This window comes from Stenotrophomonas sp. LARHCG68 (genome assembly GCF_052871705.1).
Map to the genome: position 1 here is coordinate 337,357 of NZ_JBIXJV010000001.1, position 22,684 is coordinate 360,040.

General features: G+C 67.3%; 23 protein-coding genes and 1 pseudogene. 12 read left to right on the forward strand and 12 right to left on the reverse strand.

The window, feature by feature from the left end; translation table 11 throughout:
* Window positions 1–128 precede the first annotated feature (128 nt).
* Genes rfbB through rfbD form a run of 4 tightly spaced genes read left to right on the forward strand, consistent with a single transcriptional unit; the run spans window position 129 to window position 3,532 of the window.
* A complete protein-coding gene (rfbB, locus tag ACIPR8_RS01450) occupies window positions 129–1,190 on the forward strand; it encodes a dTDP-glucose 4,6-dehydratase (protein WP_446539942.1) in 1,062 nt (353 codons plus the stop codon).
* Window position 1,191: 1 nt separating this feature from the next.
* Window positions 1,192–2,079 carry a glucose-1-phosphate thymidylyltransferase RfbA gene (gene rfbA / locus ACIPR8_RS01455; protein WP_446539943.1) on the forward strand — a complete coding sequence of 296 codons (888 nt, stop codon included), beginning with the start codon at window positions 1,192–1,194 and terminating at the stop codon, window positions 2,077–2,079.
* Complete coding sequence (rfbC, locus tag ACIPR8_RS01460; protein ID WP_446539944.1) at window positions 2,076–2,633, forward strand: dTDP-4-dehydrorhamnose 3,5-epimerase; 558 nt, start codon at window positions 2,076–2,078, stop codon at window positions 2,631–2,633. Before rfbA ends, rfbC begins: the two co-directional genes overlap by 4 nt.
* Window positions 2,630–3,532, forward strand: a complete 903-nt coding sequence (gene rfbD / locus ACIPR8_RS01465) for a dTDP-4-dehydrorhamnose reductase (protein WP_446539945.1) — start codon at window positions 2,630–2,632, stop codon at window positions 3,530–3,532. The genes rfbC and rfbD overlap by 4 nt, the downstream gene beginning before the upstream one ends.
* A 57-nt stretch (window positions 3,533–3,589) precedes the next feature.
* On the opposite strand, the gene ACIPR8_RS01470 is transcribed toward rfbD, so the two are convergent.
* Entirely contained in the window at window positions 3,590–4,993 is a 1,404-nt protein-coding gene (locus ACIPR8_RS01470; protein ID WP_446539946.1) for a mannose-1-phosphate guanylyltransferase/mannose-6-phosphate isomerase, read from the reverse strand.
* Window positions 4,994–5,001: 8 nt separating this feature from the next.
* The gene (locus ACIPR8_RS01475) at window positions 5,002–6,348 is read right to left on the reverse strand and encodes a phosphomannomutase (RefSeq protein WP_446539947.1); all 1,347 of its coding nucleotides are present in this window, start codon (window positions 6,346–6,348) and stop codon (window positions 5,002–5,004) included.
* A 146-nt stretch (window positions 6,349–6,494) separates the two neighbouring features.
* Here ACIPR8_RS01475 and ACIPR8_RS01480 point away from each other — a divergent pair, with 146 nt between their 5' ends.
* Complete coding sequence (locus ACIPR8_RS01480) at window positions 6,495–7,229, forward strand: CoA transferase subunit A (protein WP_132865693.1); 735 nt, start codon at window positions 6,495–6,497, stop codon at window positions 7,227–7,229.
* 1 nt (window position 7,230) lies between these two features.
* Window positions 7,231–7,860: a CoA transferase subunit B gene (locus ACIPR8_RS01485; protein ID WP_446539948.1), complete on the forward strand. Its 630-nt coding sequence runs from the start codon at window positions 7,231–7,233 to the stop codon at window positions 7,858–7,860.
* Between the two features lie 111 nt (window positions 7,861–7,971).
* On the opposite strand, the gene ACIPR8_RS01490 is transcribed toward ACIPR8_RS01485, so the two are convergent.
* Window positions 7,972–9,150 carry a glycosyltransferase gene (locus ACIPR8_RS01490; protein ID WP_446539949.1) on the reverse strand — a complete coding sequence of 393 codons (1,179 nt, stop codon included), beginning with the start codon at window positions 9,148–9,150 and terminating at the stop codon, window positions 7,972–7,974.
* A 196-nt stretch (window positions 9,151–9,346) separates the two neighbouring features.
* Here ACIPR8_RS01490 and ACIPR8_RS01495 point away from each other — a divergent pair, with 196 nt between their 5' ends.
* Window positions 9,347–9,985, forward strand: coding sequence for an alpha-ketoglutarate-dependent dioxygenase AlkB family protein (locus ACIPR8_RS01495; protein ID WP_446539950.1), 639 nt, complete (start codon window positions 9,347–9,349; stop codon window positions 9,983–9,985).
* Here the strand turns inward: ACIPR8_RS01495 and ACIPR8_RS01500 are convergent.
* The 4 genes from ACIPR8_RS01500 to ACIPR8_RS01515 are packed head-to-tail and all read right to left on the reverse strand — an operon-like array spanning window position 9,930 to window position 13,436.
* Complete coding sequence (locus ACIPR8_RS01500) at window positions 9,930–10,586, reverse strand: ABC-type transport auxiliary lipoprotein family protein (RefSeq protein ID WP_446539951.1); 657 nt, start codon at window positions 10,584–10,586, stop codon at window positions 9,930–9,932. The two genes, ACIPR8_RS01495 and ACIPR8_RS01500, sit on opposite strands and share 56 nt — an antisense overlap.
* Complete coding sequence (locus ACIPR8_RS01505) at window positions 10,583–11,509, reverse strand: MlaD family protein (RefSeq protein ID WP_132865688.1); 927 nt, start codon at window positions 11,507–11,509, stop codon at window positions 10,583–10,585. The genes ACIPR8_RS01500 and ACIPR8_RS01505 overlap by 4 nt, the downstream gene beginning before the upstream one ends.
* Before the next feature lie 2 nt (window positions 11,510–11,511).
* Complete coding sequence (locus tag ACIPR8_RS01510; protein ID WP_132865687.1) at window positions 11,512–12,321, reverse strand: ABC transporter ATP-binding protein; 810 nt, start codon at window positions 12,319–12,321, stop codon at window positions 11,512–11,514.
* A 2-nt stretch (window positions 12,322–12,323) separates the two neighbouring features.
* Window positions 12,324–13,436 (reverse strand): ABC transporter permease, encoded by a 1,113-nt coding sequence (locus tag ACIPR8_RS01515; RefSeq protein WP_192287695.1) that lies wholly within the window; start codon window positions 13,434–13,436, stop codon window positions 12,324–12,326.
* Window positions 13,437–13,519: 83 nt separating this feature from the next.
* Here ACIPR8_RS01515 and ACIPR8_RS01520 point away from each other — a divergent pair, with 83 nt between their 5' ends.
* Window positions 13,520–14,785 (forward strand): threonine/serine ThrE exporter family protein, encoded by a 1,266-nt coding sequence (locus ACIPR8_RS01520; protein ID WP_132866223.1) that lies wholly within the window; start codon window positions 13,520–13,522, stop codon window positions 14,783–14,785.
* Window positions 14,786–14,884: 99 nt separating this feature from the next.
* Here the strand turns inward: ACIPR8_RS01520 and ACIPR8_RS01525 are convergent.
* From ACIPR8_RS01525 to ACIPR8_RS01535, 3 genes and pseudogenes are all read right to left on the reverse strand, one after another.
* Window positions 14,885–15,256 (reverse strand): annotated as a pseudogene (locus tag ACIPR8_RS01525) (H-NS histone family protein); the annotation flags it as partial.
* A gap of 156 nt (window positions 15,257–15,412) precedes the next feature.
* Window positions 15,413–17,107 (reverse strand): proline--tRNA ligase, encoded by a 1,695-nt coding sequence (locus ACIPR8_RS01530; protein ID WP_446539952.1) that lies wholly within the window; start codon window positions 17,105–17,107, stop codon window positions 15,413–15,415.
* A gap of 95 nt (window positions 17,108–17,202) precedes the next feature.
* A complete protein-coding gene (locus ACIPR8_RS01535) occupies window positions 17,203–17,601 on the reverse strand; it encodes a DUF4124 domain-containing protein (RefSeq protein WP_132865683.1) in 399 nt (132 codons plus the stop codon).
* A gap of 83 nt (window positions 17,602–17,684) precedes the next feature.
* Here ACIPR8_RS01535 and pssA point away from each other — a divergent pair, with 83 nt between their 5' ends.
* Genes pssA through rimI form a run of 3 tightly spaced genes read left to right on the forward strand, consistent with a single transcriptional unit; the run spans window position 17,685 to window position 19,431 of the window.
* Window positions 17,685–18,464 (forward strand): CDP-diacylglycerol--serine O-phosphatidyltransferase, encoded by a 780-nt coding sequence (pssA, locus tag ACIPR8_RS01540; protein WP_132865682.1) that lies wholly within the window; start codon window positions 17,685–17,687, stop codon window positions 18,462–18,464.
* A complete protein-coding gene (locus ACIPR8_RS01545; protein WP_446539953.1) occupies window positions 18,461–18,937 on the forward strand; it encodes an alanine acetyltransferase in 477 nt (158 codons plus the stop codon). Before pssA ends, ACIPR8_RS01545 begins: the two co-directional genes overlap by 4 nt.
* Entirely contained in the window at window positions 18,934–19,431 is a 498-nt protein-coding gene (gene rimI, locus ACIPR8_RS01550) for a ribosomal protein S18-alanine N-acetyltransferase (RefSeq protein WP_192287692.1), read from the forward strand. The genes ACIPR8_RS01545 and rimI overlap by 4 nt, the downstream gene beginning before the upstream one ends.
* A gap of 13 nt (window positions 19,432–19,444) precedes the next feature.
* On the opposite strand, the gene ACIPR8_RS01555 is transcribed toward rimI, so the two are convergent.
* On the reverse strand, window positions 19,445–20,269 hold the full coding sequence (locus tag ACIPR8_RS01555; RefSeq protein WP_446539954.1) for an EamA family transporter: 825 nt from the start codon (window positions 20,267–20,269) through the stop codon (window positions 19,445–19,447).
* A 114-nt stretch (window positions 20,270–20,383) separates the two neighbouring features.
* Entirely contained in the window at window positions 20,384–21,316 is a 933-nt protein-coding gene (locus ACIPR8_RS01560; RefSeq protein WP_132865678.1) for a carbohydrate kinase family protein, read from the reverse strand.
* 274 nt (window positions 21,317–21,590) lie between these two features.
* Between ACIPR8_RS01560 and ACIPR8_RS01565 the strand changes: the two genes are divergently transcribed.
* Window positions 21,591–22,637, forward strand: a complete 1,047-nt coding sequence (locus ACIPR8_RS01565; protein ID WP_005419402.1) for a rod shape-determining protein — start codon at window positions 21,591–21,593, stop codon at window positions 22,635–22,637.
* Window positions 22,638–22,684 lie beyond the last annotated feature (47 nt).

Sequence of the window (22,684 nt, forward strand, 5' to 3'; positions counted from 1 at the left end):
GCAATTGTCCTGACAATTCGTGTTCGGACTGAGACCTGCGTCAATGTTGGGGCGGTATTGGACAGGGCCGATATATCCTTGTGCACGAAAGAGCCGCGCAATGTCGGCGTACAGAGGAGATCCAACGCGTGTCCACGTGGCTTGTAACCGGCGGTGCTGGCTTCATCGGCGGCAATTTTGTCCTGGAGGCGGTTGCCAGGGGCGTACGGATCGTCAATCTTGATGCGTTGACCTATGCGGGAAACCTGCAGACATTGGCCGGCCTGCAAGGCAACCCGGCGCATGTGTTCGTGGAAGGCGACATCGGCGACAGGGCCCTGGTCGCCCGCCTGCTGGCCGAGCACCAGCCGGACGCGGTACTGAACTTTGCCGCGGAGAGCCACGTCGACCGCTCCATCGATGGGCCGGCGGCGTTCATCCAGACCAACGTCGTGGGCACCCTCGGCCTGTTGGAGGCCGTGCGGGACTACTGGAAGGCACTGCCACCGGACAAGGCCGAGGCGTTCCGATTCCTGCATGTCTCCACCGACGAGGTGTACGGCACGTTGGGCGAGACCGGGAAGTTCACCGAAACCACTGCATACGCGCCCAACTCACCGTACTCGGCGTCGAAGGCCGCATCCGACCACCTGGTCCGTGCCTTCCACCACACCTACGGATTACCGGTGCTGACCACCAACTGTTCCAACAACTACGGCCCGTACCACTTCCCGGAGAAACTCATTCCGTTGGTCATTGCCAAGGCATTGGCCGGCGAGCCGCTGCCGGTATATGGCGATGGCAGGCAGGTGCGCGACTGGTTGTTCGTTGCCGACCACTGCGAGGCGATACGCACGGTGCTGGCCAAGGGCAGGGTCGGCGAAACCTACAATGTGGGTGGCAACGCGGAGAAGCAGAACATCGAGGTGGTGCAGGCGATCTGCGCACTGCTGGATGACCGTCGTCCACGCGCGGATGGCAAGCTGCGCAGCAGCCAGATCACCCATGTCGCCGATCGCCCCGGGCATGACCGCCGCTATGCGATCGATGCCTCCAAACTGAAGAACGAGCTGGGCTGGGAGCCACGCCACTCCTTCGAGGAAGGCATCGCTTTCACCGTTGACTGGTTCCTGGCCAATCAGGCTTGGGTGAAGGGCGTGCTGGATGGCAGCTATCGCCTGCAGCGCATCGGCACGGGCGAGGTGGCCTGAGATGAGCCAGCGCAAGGGCATCATTCTGGCCGGTGGCTCCGGGACACGGCTGTATCCGATCACGCAGGGCATCAGCAAGCAGCTGCTGCCGGTCTACGACAAGCCGATGATCTACTACCCGTTGAGCGTGCTGATGATGGCCGGTATCCGCGAGGTGCTGGTGATCAACACGCCGCACGAGCAGGCGTTGTTCCGCAGCCTGCTCGGCGACGGCTCACAGTGGGGGATGGACATCCAGTACGCGGTGCAGGCGAGTCCGGACGGGTTGGCACAGGCCTATCTGATCGGCCGCGAGTTCGTCGCCGGACAGCCGAGCTGCCTGGTGCTGGGCGACAACATTTTCCACGGCACCGGCCTGCGCGAGGTGTTGCGGCGTGCCGATGCACGTGCGCACGGCGCGACGGTGTTCGGTTACTGGGTCAACGACCCCGAGCGCTACGGCGTGGCCGAGTTCGACAAGGATGGCAAGGTGGTCGGGCTGGTCGAAAAGCCCACGCAGCCGCGCTCCAACTATGCCGTCACCGGCCTGTATTTCTACGACGGCAAGGCCAGTGACTACGCCGCGGAGCTGCGACCTTCGGCACGCGGTGAGCTGGAGATCACCGATCTCAACCAGCGTTATCTCGACGAAGGCAACCTGCACCTGGAGCCGCTGGGGCGCGGCTACGCCTGGCTGGATACCGGCACCCATGCCTCCTTGCTGGAAGCCTCCAATTTCATTGAGACGTTGCAGACGCGGCAGGGCCTGCAGGTGTGTTGCCCGGAGGAGATCGCCTTCGGGCAAGGCTGGATCAGCGCGGAACAGCTTGAAACGTTGGCTGCGCCGCTGTTGAAGAATGGCTACGGCCAGTATCTGCAGAAGCTGCTGCAACGGGGAATTGTTCCGTGAAAGTGATTGAAACCAAGTTGCCGGGCTGCGTGGTCATCGAGCCGGCGGTGTTTGGCGACGAGCGTGGCTTCTTCTTCGAGACCTGGAATGCAGAGCGCTTCGGTGCGCTCGGACTGCCGGACAGGTTTGTGCAGAGCAACGTCTCCTCCTCGAGCAAGGGCGTGCTGCGTGGCCTGCATTACCAATGGCCGCGCCCGCAGGGCAAGCTGGTCAGCGTGCTGGAGGGGGAGGTTTACGACGTGGCGGTGGACATCCGCCGTGGTTCGCCCACTTTCGGTCAATGGGAGGCGGTTGTTCTGAGTGCAGAGAACAAGCGTCAACTGTGGATCCCTGAGGGGTTTGCGCATGGTTTCGCGGTGTTGTCCGAGCGCGCGCTCTTCAGCTATCTGTGCACGGAGGTGTACCTGAAGGAGTTCGACGCCGGCGTGCGCTGGAACGACGCCGACATCGCCGTGGATTGGCCGATCAGCGGCCCGACCCTGTCCGGCAAGGACGAGGCCGCGCCGTTCCTGAAGGACATCCCCGAAGACCGTCTTCCGGTTTACGCCGCATGACCGTGCTGGTGTTCGGGGGCAACGGCCAGGTTGGCCAGGAACTGCTGCGCGCGTTGCACGGCGTGGATGAGGTCGTGGCGACCACGCGCAGCGGCCGGTTGCCCGATGGGCGCGACTGCGAAACGGCCGACTTCACCCAGCCGGAGCACCTGACGACCTTGCTTGATCGCATCCGTCCTGGCGTGGTGATCAACGCGGCGGCCTACACCGCCGTGGACCGCGCCGAGCAGGAGCCGGAGGCCGCATTTGCCGCCAACGCGCAGGCACCGGGCGTGATCGCCCGTTGGTGCGCAGCGCACGGCGTACCGATGGTGCATTACTCCACCGACTATGTGTTCGATGGCCAGGGCACGGCGCCGTACCGTGAGGACGAGCCGACCGCGCCGCTGGGTGTCTACGGCACCAGCAAACGCGATGGCGAAGCCGCGGTGCGTGCGGCCGGTGGCCGGCACCTGATCTTCCGTACGGCGTGGGTGTACGCCTCGCACGGTGGCAACTTCCTGCGCACGATGCTGCGGGTTGGCGCCGAGCGCGATGCGCTGCGCGTGGTGGCTGACCAGATCGGTACGCCGACCAGCGCGGCCTTGATCGCCGAGGTTACGGTGAAGGCGCTGCAGCATCCGGGGGGGCTGTCCGGTATCTGGCATCTGACGGCTTCGGGGCAGACCAGTTGGCACGGTTTCGCGGAGGCGATCTTCGCCGAAGCGGTGACTGCTGGGCTGATGGACAAGGTGCCGACGGTCGAGGCGATTTCCAGCGCGGAGTATCCGACGCCAGCCAAGCGACCGTCGTGGTCGGTGCTGGACAACCATAAGCTGCAGCACGACTTCGATATCGTGCTGCCGCCCTGGCAGGATGGCCTGCGAAAGGTGATTGCCGAGCTCCGTTCCGGGCAATGACGTGAGAAGGAAAACCCCGGGAATCCCGGGGTTTTTCATGCCATCGCCACGCCGTGGTCAGGCGCGGCCGTAGGTGTCCTCGAAACGCACGATGTCGTCCTCGCCGAGGTAGCTGCCCGACTGCACTTCGATCAGTTCCAGCGGCAGCTTGCCTGGGTTGCGCAGGCGGTGGGTGACGCCGAGCGGGATGTAAGTGCTCTGGTTCTCGGTGAGCAGCAGCACCTCATCGCCACGGGTGACCTCGGCGGTGCCGCTGACCACGATCCAGTGCTCGGCGCGGTGGTGGTGCATCTGCAGGCTCAGCGTACCGCCGGGCTTGACGGTGATGCGCTTGACCTGGAAACGCTCGCCGTGGTCGATGGAGTCGTAGGCGCCCCACGGGCGGTAGACCTTGCGGTGCCAGGTGGCCTCGCTGCGGCCATCGGCCTTGAGCTGGGCAACCACGTCCTTGACCTCCTGCATGCGGTCGGACTTGCCGACCAGCACCGCGTCATTGGTCTCCACCACGATGACGTCCTCCAACCCGACCATCGCGATCAACCGGTCGCCATAGGCGAAGGTATTGCGGCAGTCGATGGCGATGACGTCGCCACGGTGTGCATTGCCGTCGGCGTCCTGCTCGGAGACATCACGCAGCGCGGTCCACGAACCAACGTCGCTCCAGCCGGCATCCAGCGGCACCACGGCGGCATCGCCGGTCTTTTCCATGACCGCGTAGTCGATGGAGTCGGACGGGCTGGCCTTGAAGGCGTCGGCATCCAGGCGGATGAAGTCGGTATCGCGGCGTGCCTTTTCCCATGCGGTGCGGCACGCGGCCAGGATCTGCGGCTGCAGGCGTTCCAGTTCCTCCAGGTACCGCGAGGCGCGGAACAGGAACATGCCGCTGTTCCAGTAGTACTCACCGGAGGCGACATAGGTTTCGGCGGTGGCCAGGTCGGGCTTCTCGACGAAACGCTCGATCGTGCGCGGGCCATCACCGGCCACGGCCTTGATGTAGCCATAGCCGGTTTCCGGCGCGGTGGGCTGGATGCCGAAGGTGACCAGCTTGCCCTGCTCGGCGATGGTCGCGGCCTGGGCGATGGCCTGGTGGAAACGGGTGATGTCGTTGATCAGGTGATCGGACGGCAGCACCAGCAGCAACGGGTCATCGCCGTTGCGACGGGCTTCCAGCGCGGCGGCGGCGATGGCCGGTGCGGTGTTGCGGCCAATCGGCTCGAGCAGGATCGCCGACGGCGCGGTGCCGGCCTGCTGCAACTGTTCGGCCGCGACGAAGCGGTGCGATTCGTTGGCCACCACGATCGGCGGATGCGCGGCAACGTCGGCCACGCGCAGCCAGGTGGCCTGCAGCATGGTGCGCTCGCCGGTCAGCGGCAGGAACTGCTTGGGATAAGCCTCGCGCGACAGCGGCCACAGGCGCGTGCCGGAACCACCGGACAGGATGACGGGCAGGATCGAACTCATGGGTGTCCTCAGGCAGAGAGCAGTTCGGAGATCTCGCGGGTGCGCTGCGCCAGCAGCGCGGCGTCACCGCGGGTTTCCACGTTCAGGCGCAGCAGCGGCTCGGTGTTGGAGCTGCGCAGGTTGAAGCGCCAGGCACCGAAATCGGCACTGATGCCGTCGGTATGGTCCAGCGCCGGCGACTGGCTGGCGAAGTGCGCCATCACCCGTGCCACGGCGGCGTTGGCATCGCTGACCTTGAAGTTGATCTCGCCGCTGCACGGGAAACGGGCCATGCGGTCCTCCACCAGTTCGGCCAGTGACTGGCCGCTGCTGGACACCAGGGAGGCGATCAGCAGCCAGGGGATCATCCCCGAGTCGGCATAGGCGAATTCGCGGAAGTAATGATGCGCACTCATCTCGCCGCCATACACGGCGTTCTCGGCGCGCATCTTCTCCTTGATGAACGCATGGCCGCTCTTGCACAGCACCGGCACGCCGCCGGCCGCCTCGACCATCTCCACGGTGTTCCAGGTCAGGCGCGGGTCATGCACGATCTTGCCGCCCGGATTGCGCGACAGGATGGCCTGGGCGAGCAGGCCGACCAGGTAATAGCCTTCGATGAAGCGGCCGCTGTGGTCGAAGAAGAAGCAGCGGTCGAAGTCGCCGTCCCAGGCGATGCCGAAGTCGGCACCGTGCTCGCGCACCGCATTGGCGGTGGCGGCGCGGTTTTCCGGCAGCAGCGGGTTGGGGATGCCGTTGGGGAAGTTGCCATCCGGTTCATGGCAGATGCGCACGAACTCGAACGGCAGGTGCGGGGCGAGCAGGTCGACGATGGCACCGGCGCCGCCGTTGCCGGCGTTGACCACCAGCTTCAGCGGCTTGAGCGTGGAGACGTCCACGTAGCTGAGCAGGTGCTGGATGTAGGCGCTCTTGTCATGCTCGGCGCGCTGGCCGGCGCGCGGCGGCTGCGGGGCGCTGTCATCGGCGGCCACCGCATCGGAAATGGCAAACAGGCCGGTGTCCGAGCTGATCGGGCGTGCCTGTTCACGTACCAGCTTCATGCCGTTGTAATCCATCGGGTTGTGGCTGGCGGTGACCATCACGCCACCGGCCGCCTGCAGGTGACCGGTCTGGAAGTAGACCTCCTCGGTGCCGCACAGGCCGATGTCGATGACCTCGCGGCCTTCGCCGCGCAGGCCTGCCGCCAGCGCATCCTGCAGGGCCGGGCTGGCCAGGCGGACGTCATGGCCCAGCACCACGGTGCCCGGCGCCAGCTGGGCAGACAGGGCCTTGCCGATCTTGCGGGCCAGGTCCTCGTTGAGCTCTTCCGGAACCCGGCCACGGATGTCATAGGCCTTGAAAGCGGGAAGGGGCATGCTTGCATCCTGCGAGGGAGAGATGCCGCCTAGTTTAGTCGGCTGCAGGGCCGTTGGCTGTCTGCGCGCTGGACGAAGGTCCAAGGTAGCCGTCACCGCAACGCCGCTAGAATGCGCTCATCCTTGGTTACTGTGGGCAAGAAGCGATGAGTGATCTCCCAACCCCGACCGGCAAACGCGGCAAGGTATTCGCCAGCGCCGCCGAGGCCCTGGCCGGCATCGTGGCCGATGGGCAGACCCTGGCCGTGGGCGGTTTCGGCCTGTGCGGCATTCCCGAGGCGCTGATCGCCGCCCTGCGTGACAGCGGGGTCAAGGGTCTTACGGCCATCTCCAACAACGCCGGCGTCGATGGCTTCGGACTGGGCCAGCTGCTGGAGACCCGCCAGATCAAGAAGATGATCTCGTCCTACGTGGGCGAGAACAAGGAATTCGAGCGGCAGTTCCTGTCCGGCGAGCTGGAGCTGGAGTTCAACCCACAGGGCACCCTGGCCGAGCGCCTGCGCGCCGGGGGGGCCGGCATCCCGGCCTTCTTCACCGCCACCGGCTACGGCACGGTGGTCGCCGAGGGCAAGGAAACCCGCGAGTTCGACGGCAAGCACTACGTGCTGGAGACTGCGCTCAAGGCGGATGTGTCGCTGGTCAAGGCCTGGAAAGCCGATGAAGCCGGCAACCTGCTGTTCCGCAAGACCGCCCGCAACTTCAACCCGGCCTGCGCGATGGCCGGCAAGGTCTGCGTGGTCGAGGTGGAGGAAATCGTGCCGGTGGGCGCGATCGACCCGGACCAGGTGCACCTGCCGGGCATCTACGTGGACCGCATTGTTTTGAACGCAACGCCGGAGAAGCGCATCGAACAGCGCACCGTGCGTCAGGAGGGGAACTGAGATGGCCTGGACCCGTGATGAGATGGCCGCCCGCGCGGCCCGTGAGCTGACCGACGGCGCTTACGTGAACCTGGGCATCGGCCTGCCGACGCTGGTGGCCAACCACATCCCCGAAGGCGTGGACGTGTGGTTGCAGTCGGAGAACGGCCTGCTCGGCATCGGCCCGTTCCCGACCGAGGCCGAGGTGGACGCCGACCTGATCAACGCCGGCAAGCAGACCGTCACCGCACGTGCCGGCGCCAGCTACTTCGGCAGCCATGATTCGTTCGCGATGATCCGCGGCGGCCACATCAACCTGGCCATCCTCGGTGCCATGCAGGTCACCGACAAGGGCGACCTGGCCAACTGGATGGTGCCCGGCAAGATGGTCAAGGGCATGGGCGGGGCGATGGACCTGGTGGCCGGCGTGCAGCGCGTGGTGGTGCTGATGGAGCACACCGCCAAGAACGGCGAGCACAAGGTGCTGCCGGAATGCACGCTGCCGTTGACCGGCGTGGGCGTGGTCGATCGCATCATCACCGACCTGGCCGTGTTCGACGTCACCGACGATGGCCTGGTGCTGGTTGAGGCGGCGCCGGGCGTCAGCGATGACGAGCTGAAGGAAAAGACCGGCGTGCCGTTCCGGCATTGAGGCGAATCTGATGGGCCGGCAGCTTCTTCGGGCTGCCGGCCAGCGTTCGCTGCCGCAGGAATGGCGAAGTGCGCCGAGCACTTGCCTGTCAGGTGCCAGCTGCGCGGTTCTTCAATCCGGAGGCAGCAGCGCTGCCAGCGTGCGACGTGCCAGGTTCGAGGAGAAATGCTCCTCGATGTTGCGATAGCCATTGAGCGAGAGTTGCTGCCACAGGGCCGGGTCATCATGCAGGCGTGCTACTTCCGCGGCGAAGGCCTCGGCGCTGTCTGCGATCAGTGCATTCTCGCCATGTCGAAGGAACATGCCCTCGGCCGCGATCGAGGTGGCCACTACCGGCAGGCCATGGCTCATCGCCTGGTTGATCTTGCCCTTGACGCCTGCGCCGCTGCGCAGCGGGGCCAGGTTGATGCGGCTGTCGCGCAGGAACGGTTCGATGGCCGGTACATGGCCGTGCACAATGATGTCTGGTGCCGCCAGTCGTGCCACGTCGGCCTGCGGCATCTCGCCGACCAGGTGCAGCACCGCGCCGGGCACGCTTTTGCGCAGCAACGGCATGATGTCCTGGACAAGCCACGCGATGGCTTCCCGGTTGGGGTGGTGCTGATAGCCGCCGACGAACAGTAGCCCGGCGGTGTTCTCGATGTGACGCTCGGCGACGACCACATCATGGATGTTGGACAGCACCACCACCGGTTGCGCGACGCCGGCCTGTTGCAGGTACTCCCGTTCGGCGTGACTGACGACAACCGTGGCGTCGGTTTCGGCGATCAGCTGGAATTCCTCGGCGCGCGCCTGCCGCGCTTGCTTCAAGAGTGTGGCGTCCTCATGCAGTTGCGCGGCACGTTCGAGCCTGACGTGATGCAGGTCGACGGTGTCGAAGATGATCCGTGCGGGGGTGAAGGCTCGCAGCAGTTGCAGATGGCGTCTGGCGACCTGGTGCCGGCACAGGAACACCGCTTCGACCCGGTGCCCGTGGTGCTGCAGCCAGCGATCCAGGCGCGGTTGCCCGGGCGTGCCGACCAGCTCGATGTCCAGTGCATGTAGAAGCCGCGCGCTCTCATCCGGCAATTGGCCATTGTCGGGCATGAAGGCCAGCGACCAGCCCAACTCGTGGGCCAACTGCAGGATGCGATGAGCGCGCACCGAGCCGGAATCGCGGCTGGGAGTGGGAGTGGCAAGGTCAATGAACAGCAGCAATCTGCCGCTTCCCGATGCACTGCGGGGGGGCACGGGCGCCGGCTTGGTCGACGCGACCGGGTGCGGTTGCATGCGCCTGCCGATGGCCTGCATCGTGCCACCGATCCCGCGTTGGACGAGACTACGCAGCAATCCTGCGGCCAATGCCAGGCTGCGGGCCAAACGCCAGCGTTGACGGATGAGGAAGCGGTGCGGAGGAGAAGTCATGGCACTATCAGGAGCGGACGATGGCATGCGAAGCCGGTGGTGCGGGGCTTCGCTGTCGAAGGGCGATTCTGAAGGGTGGGGCATGAACGAGCAAACCGAACGGGAGGACGCTGCCAGGGCAGATGCCGTACCCGGGTCTGTCTGCCACTGGCCCGGTTGGTTGGCTGCCCCCGACGCCGATGCCCTGCTGCATGACCTGCAGCGGAGCGTGCCGTGGGAGGTGCACCGCATCCGCATGTTCGGCCGCTGGGTGGATTCGCCGCGCCTGAGCTGCTGGATCGGTGATCCGCAGGCCCACTACCGCTATTCCGGCGCCGACTTCGTGCCGCATCCGTGGCCGGCGGTGTTGCAGGCGGTGCGTGCACGCCTGCATGACAGCTGCGCCGCGCGCTTCAACAGCGTGCTGGCCAACCGCTACCGTGATGGGCGCGACAGCATGGGCTGGCACAGCGACGATGAGCCGGAACTCGGCACGCAGCCGCTGATCGCCTCGTTGAGCCTGGGGGCGACAAGGCGGTTCCTGCTGCGGCGGCGTGATGACCGGGCGCAGGTCACCGAGTTCGTGCTCGGCCACGGCGACCTGCTGGTGATGGCCGGCGATACCCAGCGCCACTACCAGCACGCCCTGCCGAAGACCGCCCGCCCGATGGGCGAGCGGATCAACCTTACTTTCCGCTGGATCGCGGCGCCGGCTGCCGCGCCGCATCGTGCTGGCCGCTGAGCAGCGTCCAGCCGATCAGGTCGGTGGAGACCTTGTCCAGCGCGGTTTCGAAGGCGCGCGCGACGGTGGGGATGTCGGCGGACGCGGCCGGTTCGGCGACCACGAAGGTGCGTGCGGCGACCACGCGCTGGTCCACGCTGTGGATCAGCTTGGCATTGAGCTCGATGGTGGCCGCGGGCGTGTCACCGCCGCGGTAGTCGGCCTCGAAGCGGCGCAGGTCGGTGGTCAGCTTGTAGTCCGAGCGGATGCCGGTGGCGATGCGTGCCACCGCGGCGATCCGCCCGGAGTCCTCGAAGCCGCGCAGCAGCGTGTCCTCGAGCATGTCGGTGGCAGGCTGCGACCAGGTCGCGCCCCGGTAGACCTCCAGTTCGCCCGGGCTGGGGCGGACGTTGATGCGCGGGCTGTCCACCAGCCGCGCCGCGCTGGGCTTGGCGAGCACCAGCTGCCAGTCGACCTGCGGCCAGGCAGGGTCGGCCTGCACGCGCACCTGCGGTGCGTAGATGGTGACCGACTGGCGGTCGCCGCCGGCCAGCACCGAACAGCCGGCCAGCACCAGCAGGCACAGCGGAGCGAATCGCTTGATCGAGGGAAGGACGGTCATTTCGGTTCAAACTCCTTGGGTGCGTCGCGGCCGAGCAGGTAGCGGGCAGGGTTGTTCTCCAGCCGGTCGCTGACCCGGCGCAGGTCGCGGATCAGGCCGCGCAGTTCGGTCAGGGTCGGGCCGAGCTGGGCCAGCCCGTCATTGGCGAAGCTGTTGATCGCGGCGCGGTTCTCGCCAAGGATCGCATCGGCGTTGCCGGCGGCCGAATCCAGCTTGGACAGGCTGGTGTCGAGCTTGTCCAGCGTGGCCGGCAACTGGCGCAGCACGTTCTGGTCCAGATGGGCGATCGCGCCATTGGCGGTGTTCAAGGTGGCGTTGAGGTTGCGGGCCGCGTCGCGGGCCTCGACCAGCAGGGCCTGCGTGCCCTTGTCGCGGTCGGCCAGGCCGCCACTGATGGTTTCCAGGTGGCTCAGCGTGGCCGAGATCTTGCCGACGTTCTCGTCGCTGAGCAGCTCGTCCATGCGCTCGACCACGCGGTTGGCCACGTCGGTGATGTTCTGCAGGGCCGAGGGCGCGGTGGCGATGGTCGGGATGGGTTCCTTGCTGGCCACGGCCAGGGCGGTGGCCTGCGGGCTGCCGCCACTGAGCTGGATGATCGACGGGCCGGTCAGGCTGGTGATGGCCAGCTTGGCGGTGGTGTCGGTCTTGACCGGCGTGGTCGAGTTCAGGCGCAGCTTGGCGATGACCTTGCGCGGGTCGTCCGGCGCCAGCGTCAGCTCGGTGATCGAACCGACCGCGATGCCGTTGTACTGCACCGGGCTGCCGACCGACAGGCCGGTGACCGCCTCGGTGAAGACCACGCGGTACTCCTGCCAGGTGCGGTCGGAGGAGTACTTCGCCGCCCACAGGCCGAAGGCCAGCAGGGCCACCCCGACGATGAGGGTGAAGGCGCCGATCAGGACGTAATTGGCTTTGGTTTCCATGGTCACACGTGCTCGGGCTGGAGGCCGCGCGCGGCGCGGGCGCGGGGGCCGTGGAAGTATTCGCGGATCCACGGGTGGTCGAGTTGTTCGATTTCCGGCAGCGGCGCATTGGCCACGACCCTGCGGTCGGCCAGCACCGCGACGCGGTCGCAGATGGCGTAGAGCGTGTCCAGGTCGTGGGTGATCAGGAACACGGTCAGGCCCAGCGCTTCCTGCAGGGTCTTGATCAGGCGGTCGAAGGCGGCCGCGCCGATCGGGTCCAGCCCGGCGGTGGGCTCGTCCAGGAACAGCAGCGGCGGGTCCAGCGCCAGCGCGCGTGCCAGGCCGGCACGCTTGCGCATGCCGCCGGACAGCTGCGAGGGCAGCTTGTTGATGGCATCGGCCGGCAGGCCGGCCAGCTTCACCTTCAGCAGCGCCAGCTCGTAGTGCCAGCGCTCGTCCAGCTCGGGATGGTGTTCCTTCAGCGGCACCTGCACGTTCTCGCCCACGGTCAGCGAGGAGAACAGGGCGCCGTCCTGGAACAGCACGCCGGTGTTGCGTTCGATCTGCAGGCGGTCGGCCGGATGCTCGGAACGTGCGTCCACGCCCAAGACCTCGATCTGGCCTTCGTCGGGCCTGCGCAGGCCCAGGATCGAGCGCATCAGCACCGACTTGCCGGTGCCCGAGCCGCCGACCACGCCGAGGATCTCGCCACGCCGCACGTCCAGGTCCAGGCCCTCATGCACGGTCTGGCTGCCAAAGCGGTTGACCAGCCCGCGCACGCGGATGGCCAGTTCGGAAGTGCGCTCGTCGTTCCTGGATGCGATGGCCATCGTCACCAGCCCATGTGCATGAACCACAACGCGGCCAGCGCGTCGAGGATGATGACCAGCGAGATGGTCTGCACCACGCTGGAGGTGGTGCGTTCGCCCACCGATTGTGCCGTGCCTTCGACCTTGAGCCCTTCCAGGCAGCCGATCAGCGCGATGATCAGCGCGAACACCGGGGCCTTGGACATGCCGACCAGGAAGTGCCGCAGTTCCATCGTCTCGTGCATGCGCGCCAGGTACATCTGCGGCGGGATGCCCAGGTCGAAGGCGCCGACGGTGATGCCGCCGGCCAGGCCGGCGATCATCGCGATGAAGGTCAGCAACGGCAGCATCAGCAGCAGGGCGACCACGCGCGGCAGCACCAACAGGTCAACCGGATCCAGGCCCAGGGTCTGGATGGCATCGATCTCCTCGCGCGCCTTCATCGCCCCGATCTGCGCGGTGAAGGCGCTGGCGGTGCGGCCGGCCAGCACGATGGCGGTCAGCAGCACCGCGAATTCGCGCAGGAAGGCGATGTTGACCAGCTCGACCACGAAGATCTCCGCGCCGAAGTCGCGCAGGATGGTCGAGCCGAGGAAGGCGATCACCGCGCCGACCAGGTAGGACAGCAGGGCCACCAGCGGTACCGCGTCCAGCCCGACCTCTTCCATCTGGTTGACCGCGGCGGTCATCCGGAAGCGGCGCGGCTGGCGCACCAGGCGCGCCAGCTTGGACAGGTTCTCGCCCAGGAAGCTGACCAGCACCACGATGTTGCGACCGATGGCGTGGACCGAGCGGCCCAGGCGTTCCAGTGCCGCCGCCACGCCGTAGTCGCGCTGTGGCTTGGGGCGCTCGTCGGCGACCTCGTCGATGGTGCAGACCAGTGCCTGATGCTCGTCGCGGAACTGCAGGGCATGTTCCTGCAGGCCAGCCTTGCTGGCAAAGCGCAGCAACAGCAGTACGCCGGCCGAATCCAGCTGGTCGATGCCGCGCGCATCGATGGTGGTCACCGGCGACGGGCTGGCCTTGAGCGCCTCCATCGAGCGCAGCGCGGTGGACAGCGTCCAGCTGCCGGAAAGCCGCAACCGGCCTTCGGCATCAGGGTCTTGCGCGCACTGGGGTGGGGAAATGTCTGTCATTGGTGGCATCCGCTGCCGAGGATAACCCGACGTCCGTACAACCCGGATGAGTATTGCATCGGCTTCAGGCGATACTAATGGCCATGTCTGCCGAAACCCTTGCTCCCGCGCCCCCACGGGCCACCTATGCACAGCGCGTGGCCTTCGTCTCGGAGATGGCCGGGCGGCTGCACAGTTACGGCACCACCGCGCAACGGCTGGAGGCTTCGGTGGTCGCGTTGTCCCAGCAGCTGGACCTGGACTGCGAGCCGTGGTCGAACCCGACCGGCCTGATCCTGAGCTTCAGCGACCCGACCCGCGCGATCGGCTCCAGCGACATCACCCGCGTGATCCGGATGGGGCCGGGCAGCACCGACCTGCACAAGCTGGCCATCGCCGACGAGATCGCCGACGCGGTGGCCGGGGGGCGCATGAGCATCGCCCAGGGCCATACCGCGCTGCGCCAGCTGGACAGTGACCCGGGCCTGAGCGACCGGATCGCGATGCTGACCTCCTTCACCCTGGGCTCGGCCGGCGTGGCGGGCCTGTGGCGGCTGCCATGGCTGGATATCGCCACCGCCGGCGTGACCGGCCTGCTGATCGGCCTGCTGCTGTTCTACACCGACCGGCGGGTGGCCACGCGCGAGGCCAGCGAAGCCTTGGCGGCGCTGCTGGCCGGCTTCGTGGCGGTCCTGGTGGCCAGCTTCATCGGCCCGCTCAACCTCAACTCCACCATCATCGCCTCGCTGGTGGTGCTGCTGCCCGGCATGGCATTGACCAACGCGGTCAACGAGCTGGCCAGCCAGCATTGGGTATCGGGCACGGCACGGTTCGCCGGTGCCCTGACCACCATCATGAAACTCACCGTGGGCGCGATGATCGCGGTTACCATCGCCCATTACATCGGGCTGGAGCCGGTGGTGCGGGCCTCGCGCCCGCAGTCCAACTGGGTGGAGTGGGGCTCGGTGCTGGTGGCGGCGTTCGCCTTCGCCATGCTGTTCCGCGCCAGTGTCCGCGATTATCCGTGGGTGATCGCCGCCTCGGTGGCCGGCTATGCGATCTCGCGTTATGGCGGGCTGCTATGGGGCGGGCCGGCCGGTATCTTCCTGGCGGCCATGTTGCTGACCGCCGCCGGCAACCTGTTTGGCCGGCTGGCCAAGCGCCCCGGCGCGATCGTGCGCCTGCCCGGCATCATCATGCTGGTGCCCGGCAGCATCAGCCTGCGTGGGGTGCTCAGCCTGATCCAGCAGCAGAATGTAAATGCCGGTGAATCCGCCTTGCTGACCGTGGTGAATGTGGTGATGGCGCTGGTGGCCGGGCTGCTGTTTGGCAACCTGCTGATCCCGGCGCGCAAGAACCAGAATCTGTAATTTCAGATTCATATATATATCCGGTAGTGCGCGGGCACGCCGGGGCCAAATAAAAACGCCGGCTTGCGCCGGCGTTTTTGATTTCGATTATCCAGATTACTTCTGGATCAGGAAATCCTCGACCTTGCGGCCCTTGCCGGTCAGCTCGGCCAGCCAGCGCGGCTGCTTGCCACGGCCGGTCCAGGTTTCCTCGGCATTGGCCGGATTGCGGTACTTCGGGGCAACCTTGGCCAGCTTGCGGCCCGCCTTCGGGGCGCTGGTCTTGGCGGCCTTGGCCGGACGACCGGCCTTCGGCGCGGCGCCGCCAAACAGTTCCTCGATGGTGTAACCGGCCTTCTTGGCGGCAGCGGTCAGCTGCGCACGGACCTTGGTGATCGGCAGACGCTTGGCCACGACGGTCTTGCGCTTCTGCGCGTCGCGGATCAGGGTGGCAAGTTCCTTGGCCGACAGGCCGGACAGATCAATACTCATCTAATGGGTTACTCCAGGGAAATGGATTCGAGACAGCCACTCCGTGGCAGCGGCAAACAGCATACCGGGCCATATGTACGGATGACAAACTACATAACGTGCGTTGTGTGATGCAGGAATGAAAAAGGCCGGGAACATATCCCGGCCTTTTTCTGCTCAGCCTGCGATTTTCTGCAGGACCGCCGCCTTGTCCAGATTCTCCGCCTCGCTGGCGGTGCGGGCCCGGTACTCGAAGGTGCCCGCGGCCAGGCCGCGCTCGGAAACCACGATGCGGTGCGGGATGCCGATCAGTTCCATGTCGGCGAACATCGCGCCCGGGCGCAGGCCGCGGTCATCCAGCGCCGCGTCGACGCCGGCGGCCTGCAGTTCGGCCAGCAGCGATTCGGCGGCCGCGGTGATGGCGGCATCCTGCTTCGGGTTGATCATGCATACCACCGCCTGCCACGGTGCCATCGCCACCGGCCAGATAATGCCGGCGTCGTCGTGGTTCTGTTCGATGGCGGCGGCGACGATGCGCGATACGCCAATGCCATAACAGCCCATCGACATCACCGCGGCCTTGCCATTCTCGTCCAGCACGGTGGCCTTCAGTGCCTGCGCATACTGGCGGCCCAGCTGGAAGACATGGCCCACTTCGATGCCGCGCGCGATTTTCAGTTCGCCGCCGTCACGGGCGCGGTCGCCGGCTTTCACGTTGCGGATATCGGCCACTTCCGGCTCGGCCAGGTCGCGGCCCCAGTTGACGCCGGCAATATGGAATCCCTTTTCATTGGCACCGACGACGAAGTCCGCCATCGCCGCGACCTCGCGGTCGGCGACCACGCGGATGGCCTTGCGCGGATTCAACGGGCCCAGGAAACCCGGCTCGCTGCCCAGGTGGTCGGCAATCTCCGCTTCGCTGGCCATGCGGTAATCGCGCAGGCCGGTCACCTTGGCCAGCTTGATCTCGTTGATCTCGTGGTCGCCGCGGACCAGGGCCAGCACGAATTCATCCTCGGTGGTCATCACCGCCACCGACTTGACCGTGCGCAGCAGGGCGATGCCCATCAGCGCAGCGACGTCCTCGCAGGTCTTCTGGGTCGGGGTTTCGACCTTGCGCAGTTCCTCGGCGGCAGCGGCACGCGCGGCCGGGTCGGCGGCGATGGCGGCCTCGACGTTGGCCGCGTAATCCGAGCCGGTGGAGAACACCAACGCGTCCTCGCCCGAATCGGCGATCACGTGGAATTCCTGCGAGGCGTCACCGCCGATCGCGCCGGAGTCGGCCTGCACCGAACGGAACTCCAGGCCCAGGCGGGTGAAGATGCGGGTGTAGGCGGCCTTCATGTTCTCGTACTCGGCGACCAGGCTGGCGTCGTCCAGATGGAAGGAATAGGCATCCTTCATCAGGAACTCGCGCGCGCGCATCACGCCGAAGCGGGGGCGGATCTCGTCACGGAACTTGGTCTGCACCTGGTAGAAGTTGACCGGCAGCTGCTTGTAGCTGGACAGCTCCTGGCGCGCGAAGTCGGTGATGGCTTCCTCGGCGGTGGGGCTGTAGCAGTACTCCTGCTCCTTGCGGTCCTTGATCTTGAGCAGCTGGCCGCCGAACTTCTGCCAGCGCCCGGTCTCCTCCCACAGCTCCTTCGGCTGGATGGTCGGCAACTGCAGTTCCACCGCCCCGGCGCGGTTCATCTCCTCGCGGACGATGGCTTCCACCTTGCGCAGCACGCGCAGGCCCAGCGGCGACCAGGTGTACAGGCCGGAGGCCAGCTTGCGGATCATGCCCGCGCGCAGCATCAGCTTGTGGCTGACCAGCTCGGCGTCGGCGGGAGTTTCCTTGGTGGTGTGCAGGTGGAAGCGGGAAAGGCGCATGGGAGGGGCTTCGCAAAACGGCGGAATCGCCTATTTTGCCAGCCTCGCGGCCCGCTGGGGCGGCTGCGCCGCCAAGCCGTGCCCGACCTGCCTGCTCAGGGGCTCGCGGCGGGCTTGCAGTAGGTGGCCACCATCGACTCGGCCAGGCGCTTCTGGGCCTGGCGCTGGCCGTCGTCCAGGGTCTGGTCGGGCTTGCCGTCGCCGTCGGTATCGCGCATCACCGGGTTGGGCTTGGACAGCAGCTCCAGGTTGTGGCGGGCCGAGGCGCACTGCAGGTTGTCGACCGTCGCCGGTGCGGCCGCCGCCGCAGGTTCGGCCTGGACGCTGGGCGCGCCGCTCTGGGTGATCTGCCGGGTCTCGTACTTCTGCCCGACCGGCGGCCGCTCCGAATACTGGGTGACGCCATTGGCGTCCTTCCACTTGTAGAGCTGCCCGGCGCTGGCGGCGGAACTGGCGAGCAGGAGCAGGCAGCAGAGGCGGGGCAGGACGGGCATGGCGACTCCGGGCAGGGCGGACGGGCAGGGGGCCGATTGCAGCACCCGGTGACGCGGCTGGCAAGTCGATTAAACTGGGCGGCATGGACGAATTGAGACCCCCACCGCGTTCGCGCAGCATCTACCTGCTGCCGAACCTGTTCACCACCGCCGGCCTGTTCGCCGGGTTCTACGCGATCATCGCCGCCGCCAACGGGGACTTCGTCAACGCCAGCATCGCCGTGTTCGTGGCGGCGGTCATGGACGGCCTGGACGGCCGCGTGGCGCGCCTGACCGGCACCAGCAGTGAGTTCGGCGTGCAGTACGACTCGCTGGCCGACCTGGTCAGCTTCGGCATGGCGCCGGCGCTGGTCATGTACCACTGGGCGCTGTCCTCGCTGAAGTTCGACGGCGAGATCCTCGGCCGCGTCGGCTGGTCGGCCGCGTTCCTGTATGCCGCCTGCGCCGCGCTGCGGCTGGCGCGCTTCAACACCCAGGTCGGCACGGTCGACAAGCGCTGGTTCGTCGGCCTGGCCAGCCCGGCCGCGGCGGGCCTGATGATGTCCTTCGTCTGGGCCTTTGCCGACGGCAACCTGGGCTGGAGTGGCGAGCAGCTGCGCTACGTGGCGCTGGCGGTGACGATCGTCTCGGGCCTGCTGATGGTCAGCCGGATCCGCTTCTGGAGCTTCAAGGGCGGCAACGAGAAGGGGCCGCGCTCGGAGCGCGTGCCGTTCGTGGTGCTGGCGCTGGTGCCGATCATCATTGCCATCATGGTCGTGGACCTGCCGCGCACCCTGTTCGTGGTGGGCATCCTGTATGCCATCTCCGGGCCGGTGATGTGGCTGCTGCTGCGCCGGCGCGCGCCGGCCGGCAAGGTGGAATGACCGGGCTCGCGCCCGCGCCGTTGTGGTCCGCGCAGCAGCAGGCGCTGCTGCAGGCGATGGGCTACACGGTCTACCTGGAAGGCAGTGCGCTGGACGCACCGCCTGCCATGGAGGCTGCCACGCCGCCGGTCGCCCTGGAGATCGCGCCGGCGCGTACCCCGACGCCGGCGCGCCCGGCCGCCCCGCCCGCCCGCCGTGAGCAGGCTGCCCGCGCGCCAGAGGCCCCGGCGACCACGCCGGACAGGCCCGCGTCCCCGGCATCGGCGGCGACCCTGCCACGCCGCGGCGGTGGCCTGCGCATGCCCGACCGCCTGCAGATCGCCCTGCTGCGCGCCTCCGGTTGCAACCCGAATGACCCGCAGACGCGTGCACTGATGGACAGCTGGCCGCTGGACGAGCTGCGTGCCAACCCGGCCGCCAAGCGCGCGCTGTGGCCGCAACTGCGCAGCCTGCGGCGGAAGCAGCGGCAATGAACGCGCAGGCCCGACCGGCCGGCCCGGTGTTGCGGCCGATGCAGGAAGACGACCTGGACGCGGTGATGGAGGTCGAGCTGCGCGCTTACCCCTTCCCGTGGACGCGTGGCATTTTCCAGGACTGCCTGCGCGCCGGTTATCCCGGGCGGATCCTCGAGGTGGAAGACGGCCTGGTCGGCTACGGCATGCTCAGCCTCGCCGCCGACGAGGCGCACGTGCTCAATGTCTGCGTGGACCCGCTGGTGCAGTCGCGCGGCCATGGCCGGCGGCTGCTGCGTGAGCTGGTGCGGGTGGCGCGCCAGCGCGGCGCGGTGCGGGTGTTCCTGGAGGTGCGCCCGTCCAATGCCCCGGCCATCGCGCTGTACCACAGCGAGGGCTTCAACGAGATCGGCCGGCGACCGCGTTACTACCCCGCCGACAACGGCCGTGAGGACGCGCTGGTGATGGCGATGGAACTGGTGGACGAGGACATCGCCCGCATGCCGCCGCTCTGAGCGGGGGGGGGCATCAGGCCAGCCGCAGCAAGGCCACGCCGATCAGGATCACCGCCGCGGCCAGCAGGCGCCGCCGGCTGATCCGCTCCTTCAGCAGCAGCGCCGACAGCGCCAACGCGAACAGGATCGAGGTTTCGCGCAGCGCGGCGATGATCGCCACCGGCGCCAGCGTCATCGCCCACAGCGCGATGCCGTAGGACGTGGTGGTGCCGATGCCGCCGACCAGGCCGCGTGCCCAGTTCCGGCGCAGGTAGTCCCCCAGCTCGGCGCGTCGCCGCGCCAGTGCCCACAGCGGCAATGGCAGCCCGGACAGCAGGAACAGCCACAGCGTGTAACTGAGCGCGTTGCCGGACAGGCGTGCGCCGCGGGCGTCGACCAGGGTGTAGGTGGCGATGACCACCGCGATGAACAGGGGCAGCTGCAGGTTGCGGCGGTTGCCGCTGCCGGCCATCAGCACGATGCCGCCGCAGACCAGGGCGATGCCGGCCCAGCCGGCAGCGGGCAGGTGCTCGTCGAAGGCCAGGCTGCCGGCCAGGGCCACCAGCAGCGGCGCGCAGCCACGCATCAGCGGGTAGGACAGGCTCATGTCCGCCACCCGGTAGGCGCGCGCGACCAGGACGTAGTAGCCGGCCTGCAGGACCGCCGATGCCGCCAGCCAGGGCCAGCTCCTCGCCGCGGGCGCGGGCAACCACGGCAGCAGCAGGGCCGCGAGCACCGCCGCCCAGCCGGTGACCAGCAGGGTGGTCAGCAGCGTGTCGCCGCCGAGCTTGACGATGGCGTTCCAGCTGGCGTGGAGCAGGGCGGCCAGCAGCACCGCGCAGAAAAGGCCCAGGGACATTGGCGGTGGCGGTCGGGTCAGGCCACAAGGCTGACCGGTGCCTGCCCGGGCGGTGGCGGGGCAACGAAAAACGGCGCCGAAGCGCCGTTTCCCGGGTGCCTTCGCGCTTCGGGTTCAGAGCGCGTAGCCGAACTGCTGCTTGAACTGGTCGTTGAACTCGGCGAAGTCGAAGCGCTGGTTCTGGGTGCCGGGGTGCTCGACCTTCAGCGCGCCCATCAGGTTGCCCATGCGGCCGATGGTGAGCCAGTCGTAGCCCTTCTCGATGCCGTAGATCAGGCCGGCGCGGAAGGCGTCGCCGCAGCCGGTCGGGTCGACCACGCGGCGCTCGTGCGCCGGCGGGATGTCGAAGCTCTTTTCCGGGGTGTGGATGATCGCCCCGCGCGGCCCCTGGGTGGTGATGTAGGCCTGGGTGCGCTCGACGATTTCCTTCTCGCTCCAGCCGGTGCGCTGCTGCAGCAGGTTGGACTCGTAGTCGTTGACCACCACGTAGTCGGCCTGTTCGATGAACTGGCGCAGCTCCGGCCCGTTGAACAGCGGCAGCGCCTGGCCCGGGTCGAAGATGAAGGGGATGCCGCATTCCAGGAACTCGGCCGCGTTCTGGATCATGCCCTCGCGGCCGTCCGGCGCGACGATGCCGAAGGTGACGCCCGGCACGTCCTTCACGTGGTTCTCGTGCGAACGCATCATCGCGCCCGGGTGGAAGGCGGTGATCTGGTTGTTGTCGTGGTCGGTGGTGATGAAGCACTGCGGGGTGAACATCTCCTCCAGCACCCGCACCTGGCTCAGGTTGATGCCCAGCCGCTCGAAATGCTCGCGGTACGGGCCGAAGTCCTGGCCCACGGTGCCCATCGGGATCGGGTCGCCGCCGAGCAGCTTCAGGTTGTAGGCGATGTTGCCGGCGCAGCCGCCCAGCTCGCGGCGCATGCGCGGGACCAGGAAGGACACGTTCAGGATGTGCACCTTGTCCGGCAGGATGTGGTTCTTGAACTGGTCCGGGAACACCATGATGGTGTCGAAGGCAAGGGAACCACAGATCAAAGCGGACATCGCGAACAGGCCTATACGGGAAAAGGAAAACGCCGCCGTGCGGCCGCAGGCGGGCCGGCGCGCAGCGCGCCAAAGCGCATAAGGTTACCGGGTGCCGCGGCGGACGGCCACAACCGAATCTGTACCGCGTCTGCCTGATGTGGTCCGGAACCCGGATTTTCCAAGGATTTTTCTTGCCCGGGCCATGGTGGGTTGATAGGCTAGCGGCCCTCATTTTCTGCCCATTTTTTCGCCAACCGGCGTGGGCACGACACCCGTCAGGATCACTTCCCAGATGTTCAAGAAGCTGCGTGGCATGTTCTCCAATGACCTGTCCATCGACCTGGGCACGGCCAACACCCTCATCTATGTGCGCGGCCAGGGCATCGTGCTGAACGAGCCGTCGGTCGTGGCCGTGCGCCAGGACCGTGCCATCGGCGGCACCCGCTCGGTGGCCGCCGTCGGCGCCGAGGCCAAGCAGATGCTCGGCCGTACCCCGGGCCACATCACCACCATCCGCCCGATGAAGGACGGCGTCATCGCCGACTTCACCTACACCGAGGCGATGCTCAAGCACTTCATCAAGAAGGTGCACAAGTCGCGCGTGCTGCGCCCGAGCCCGCGCGTGCTGGTCTGCGTGCCGGCCGGCTCGACCCAGGTCGAGCGCCGCGCCATCAAGGAGTCGGCCGAGGAGGCCGGTGCGCGTGACGTGTTCCTGATCGAGGAGCCGATGGCCGCGGCGATCGGCGCCGGCATGCCTGTGACCGAGGCGCGTGGCTCGATGGTCATCGACATCGGCGGCGGCACCACCGAAGTGGCGGTCATCTCGCTGAACGGCATCGTCTATTCGGCCTCGGTCCGCATCGGCGGCGACCGTTTCGACGAGTCCATCACCAATTACGTGCGCCGCAACCACGGCATGCTGATCGGTGAAGCCACCGCCGAGCGCATCAAGGTCGAGCTGGGCTGCGCCTACCCGCAGGCGGAAGTGATCGAGATGGAGATCTCCGGCCGCAACCTCGCCGAGGGCGTGCCGAAGATGATCAAGATCAGCTCCAACGAGGTGCTCGAGGCCCTGCACGAACCGCTGTCGGGCATCGTCTCGGCGGTCAAGCTGGCCCTGGAACAGACCCCGCCGGAACTGTGCGCCGACGTCGCCGAGCGCGGCATCGTGCTGACCGGTGGTGGCGCCCTGCTGCGCGACCTGGACCGCCTGATCTCCGAGGAGACCGGCCTGCACGTGCAGGTGGCCGATGACCCGCTGACCTGCGTGGCCCGCGGTGGCGGCCGTGCGCTGGAGCTGGTGGACATGCACGGCAACGAGTTCTTCGCGCCGGAGTGAGGCCGGGATCGGGGTGGGGAGCCGGGAATGACGATGCGTGGGTTGCT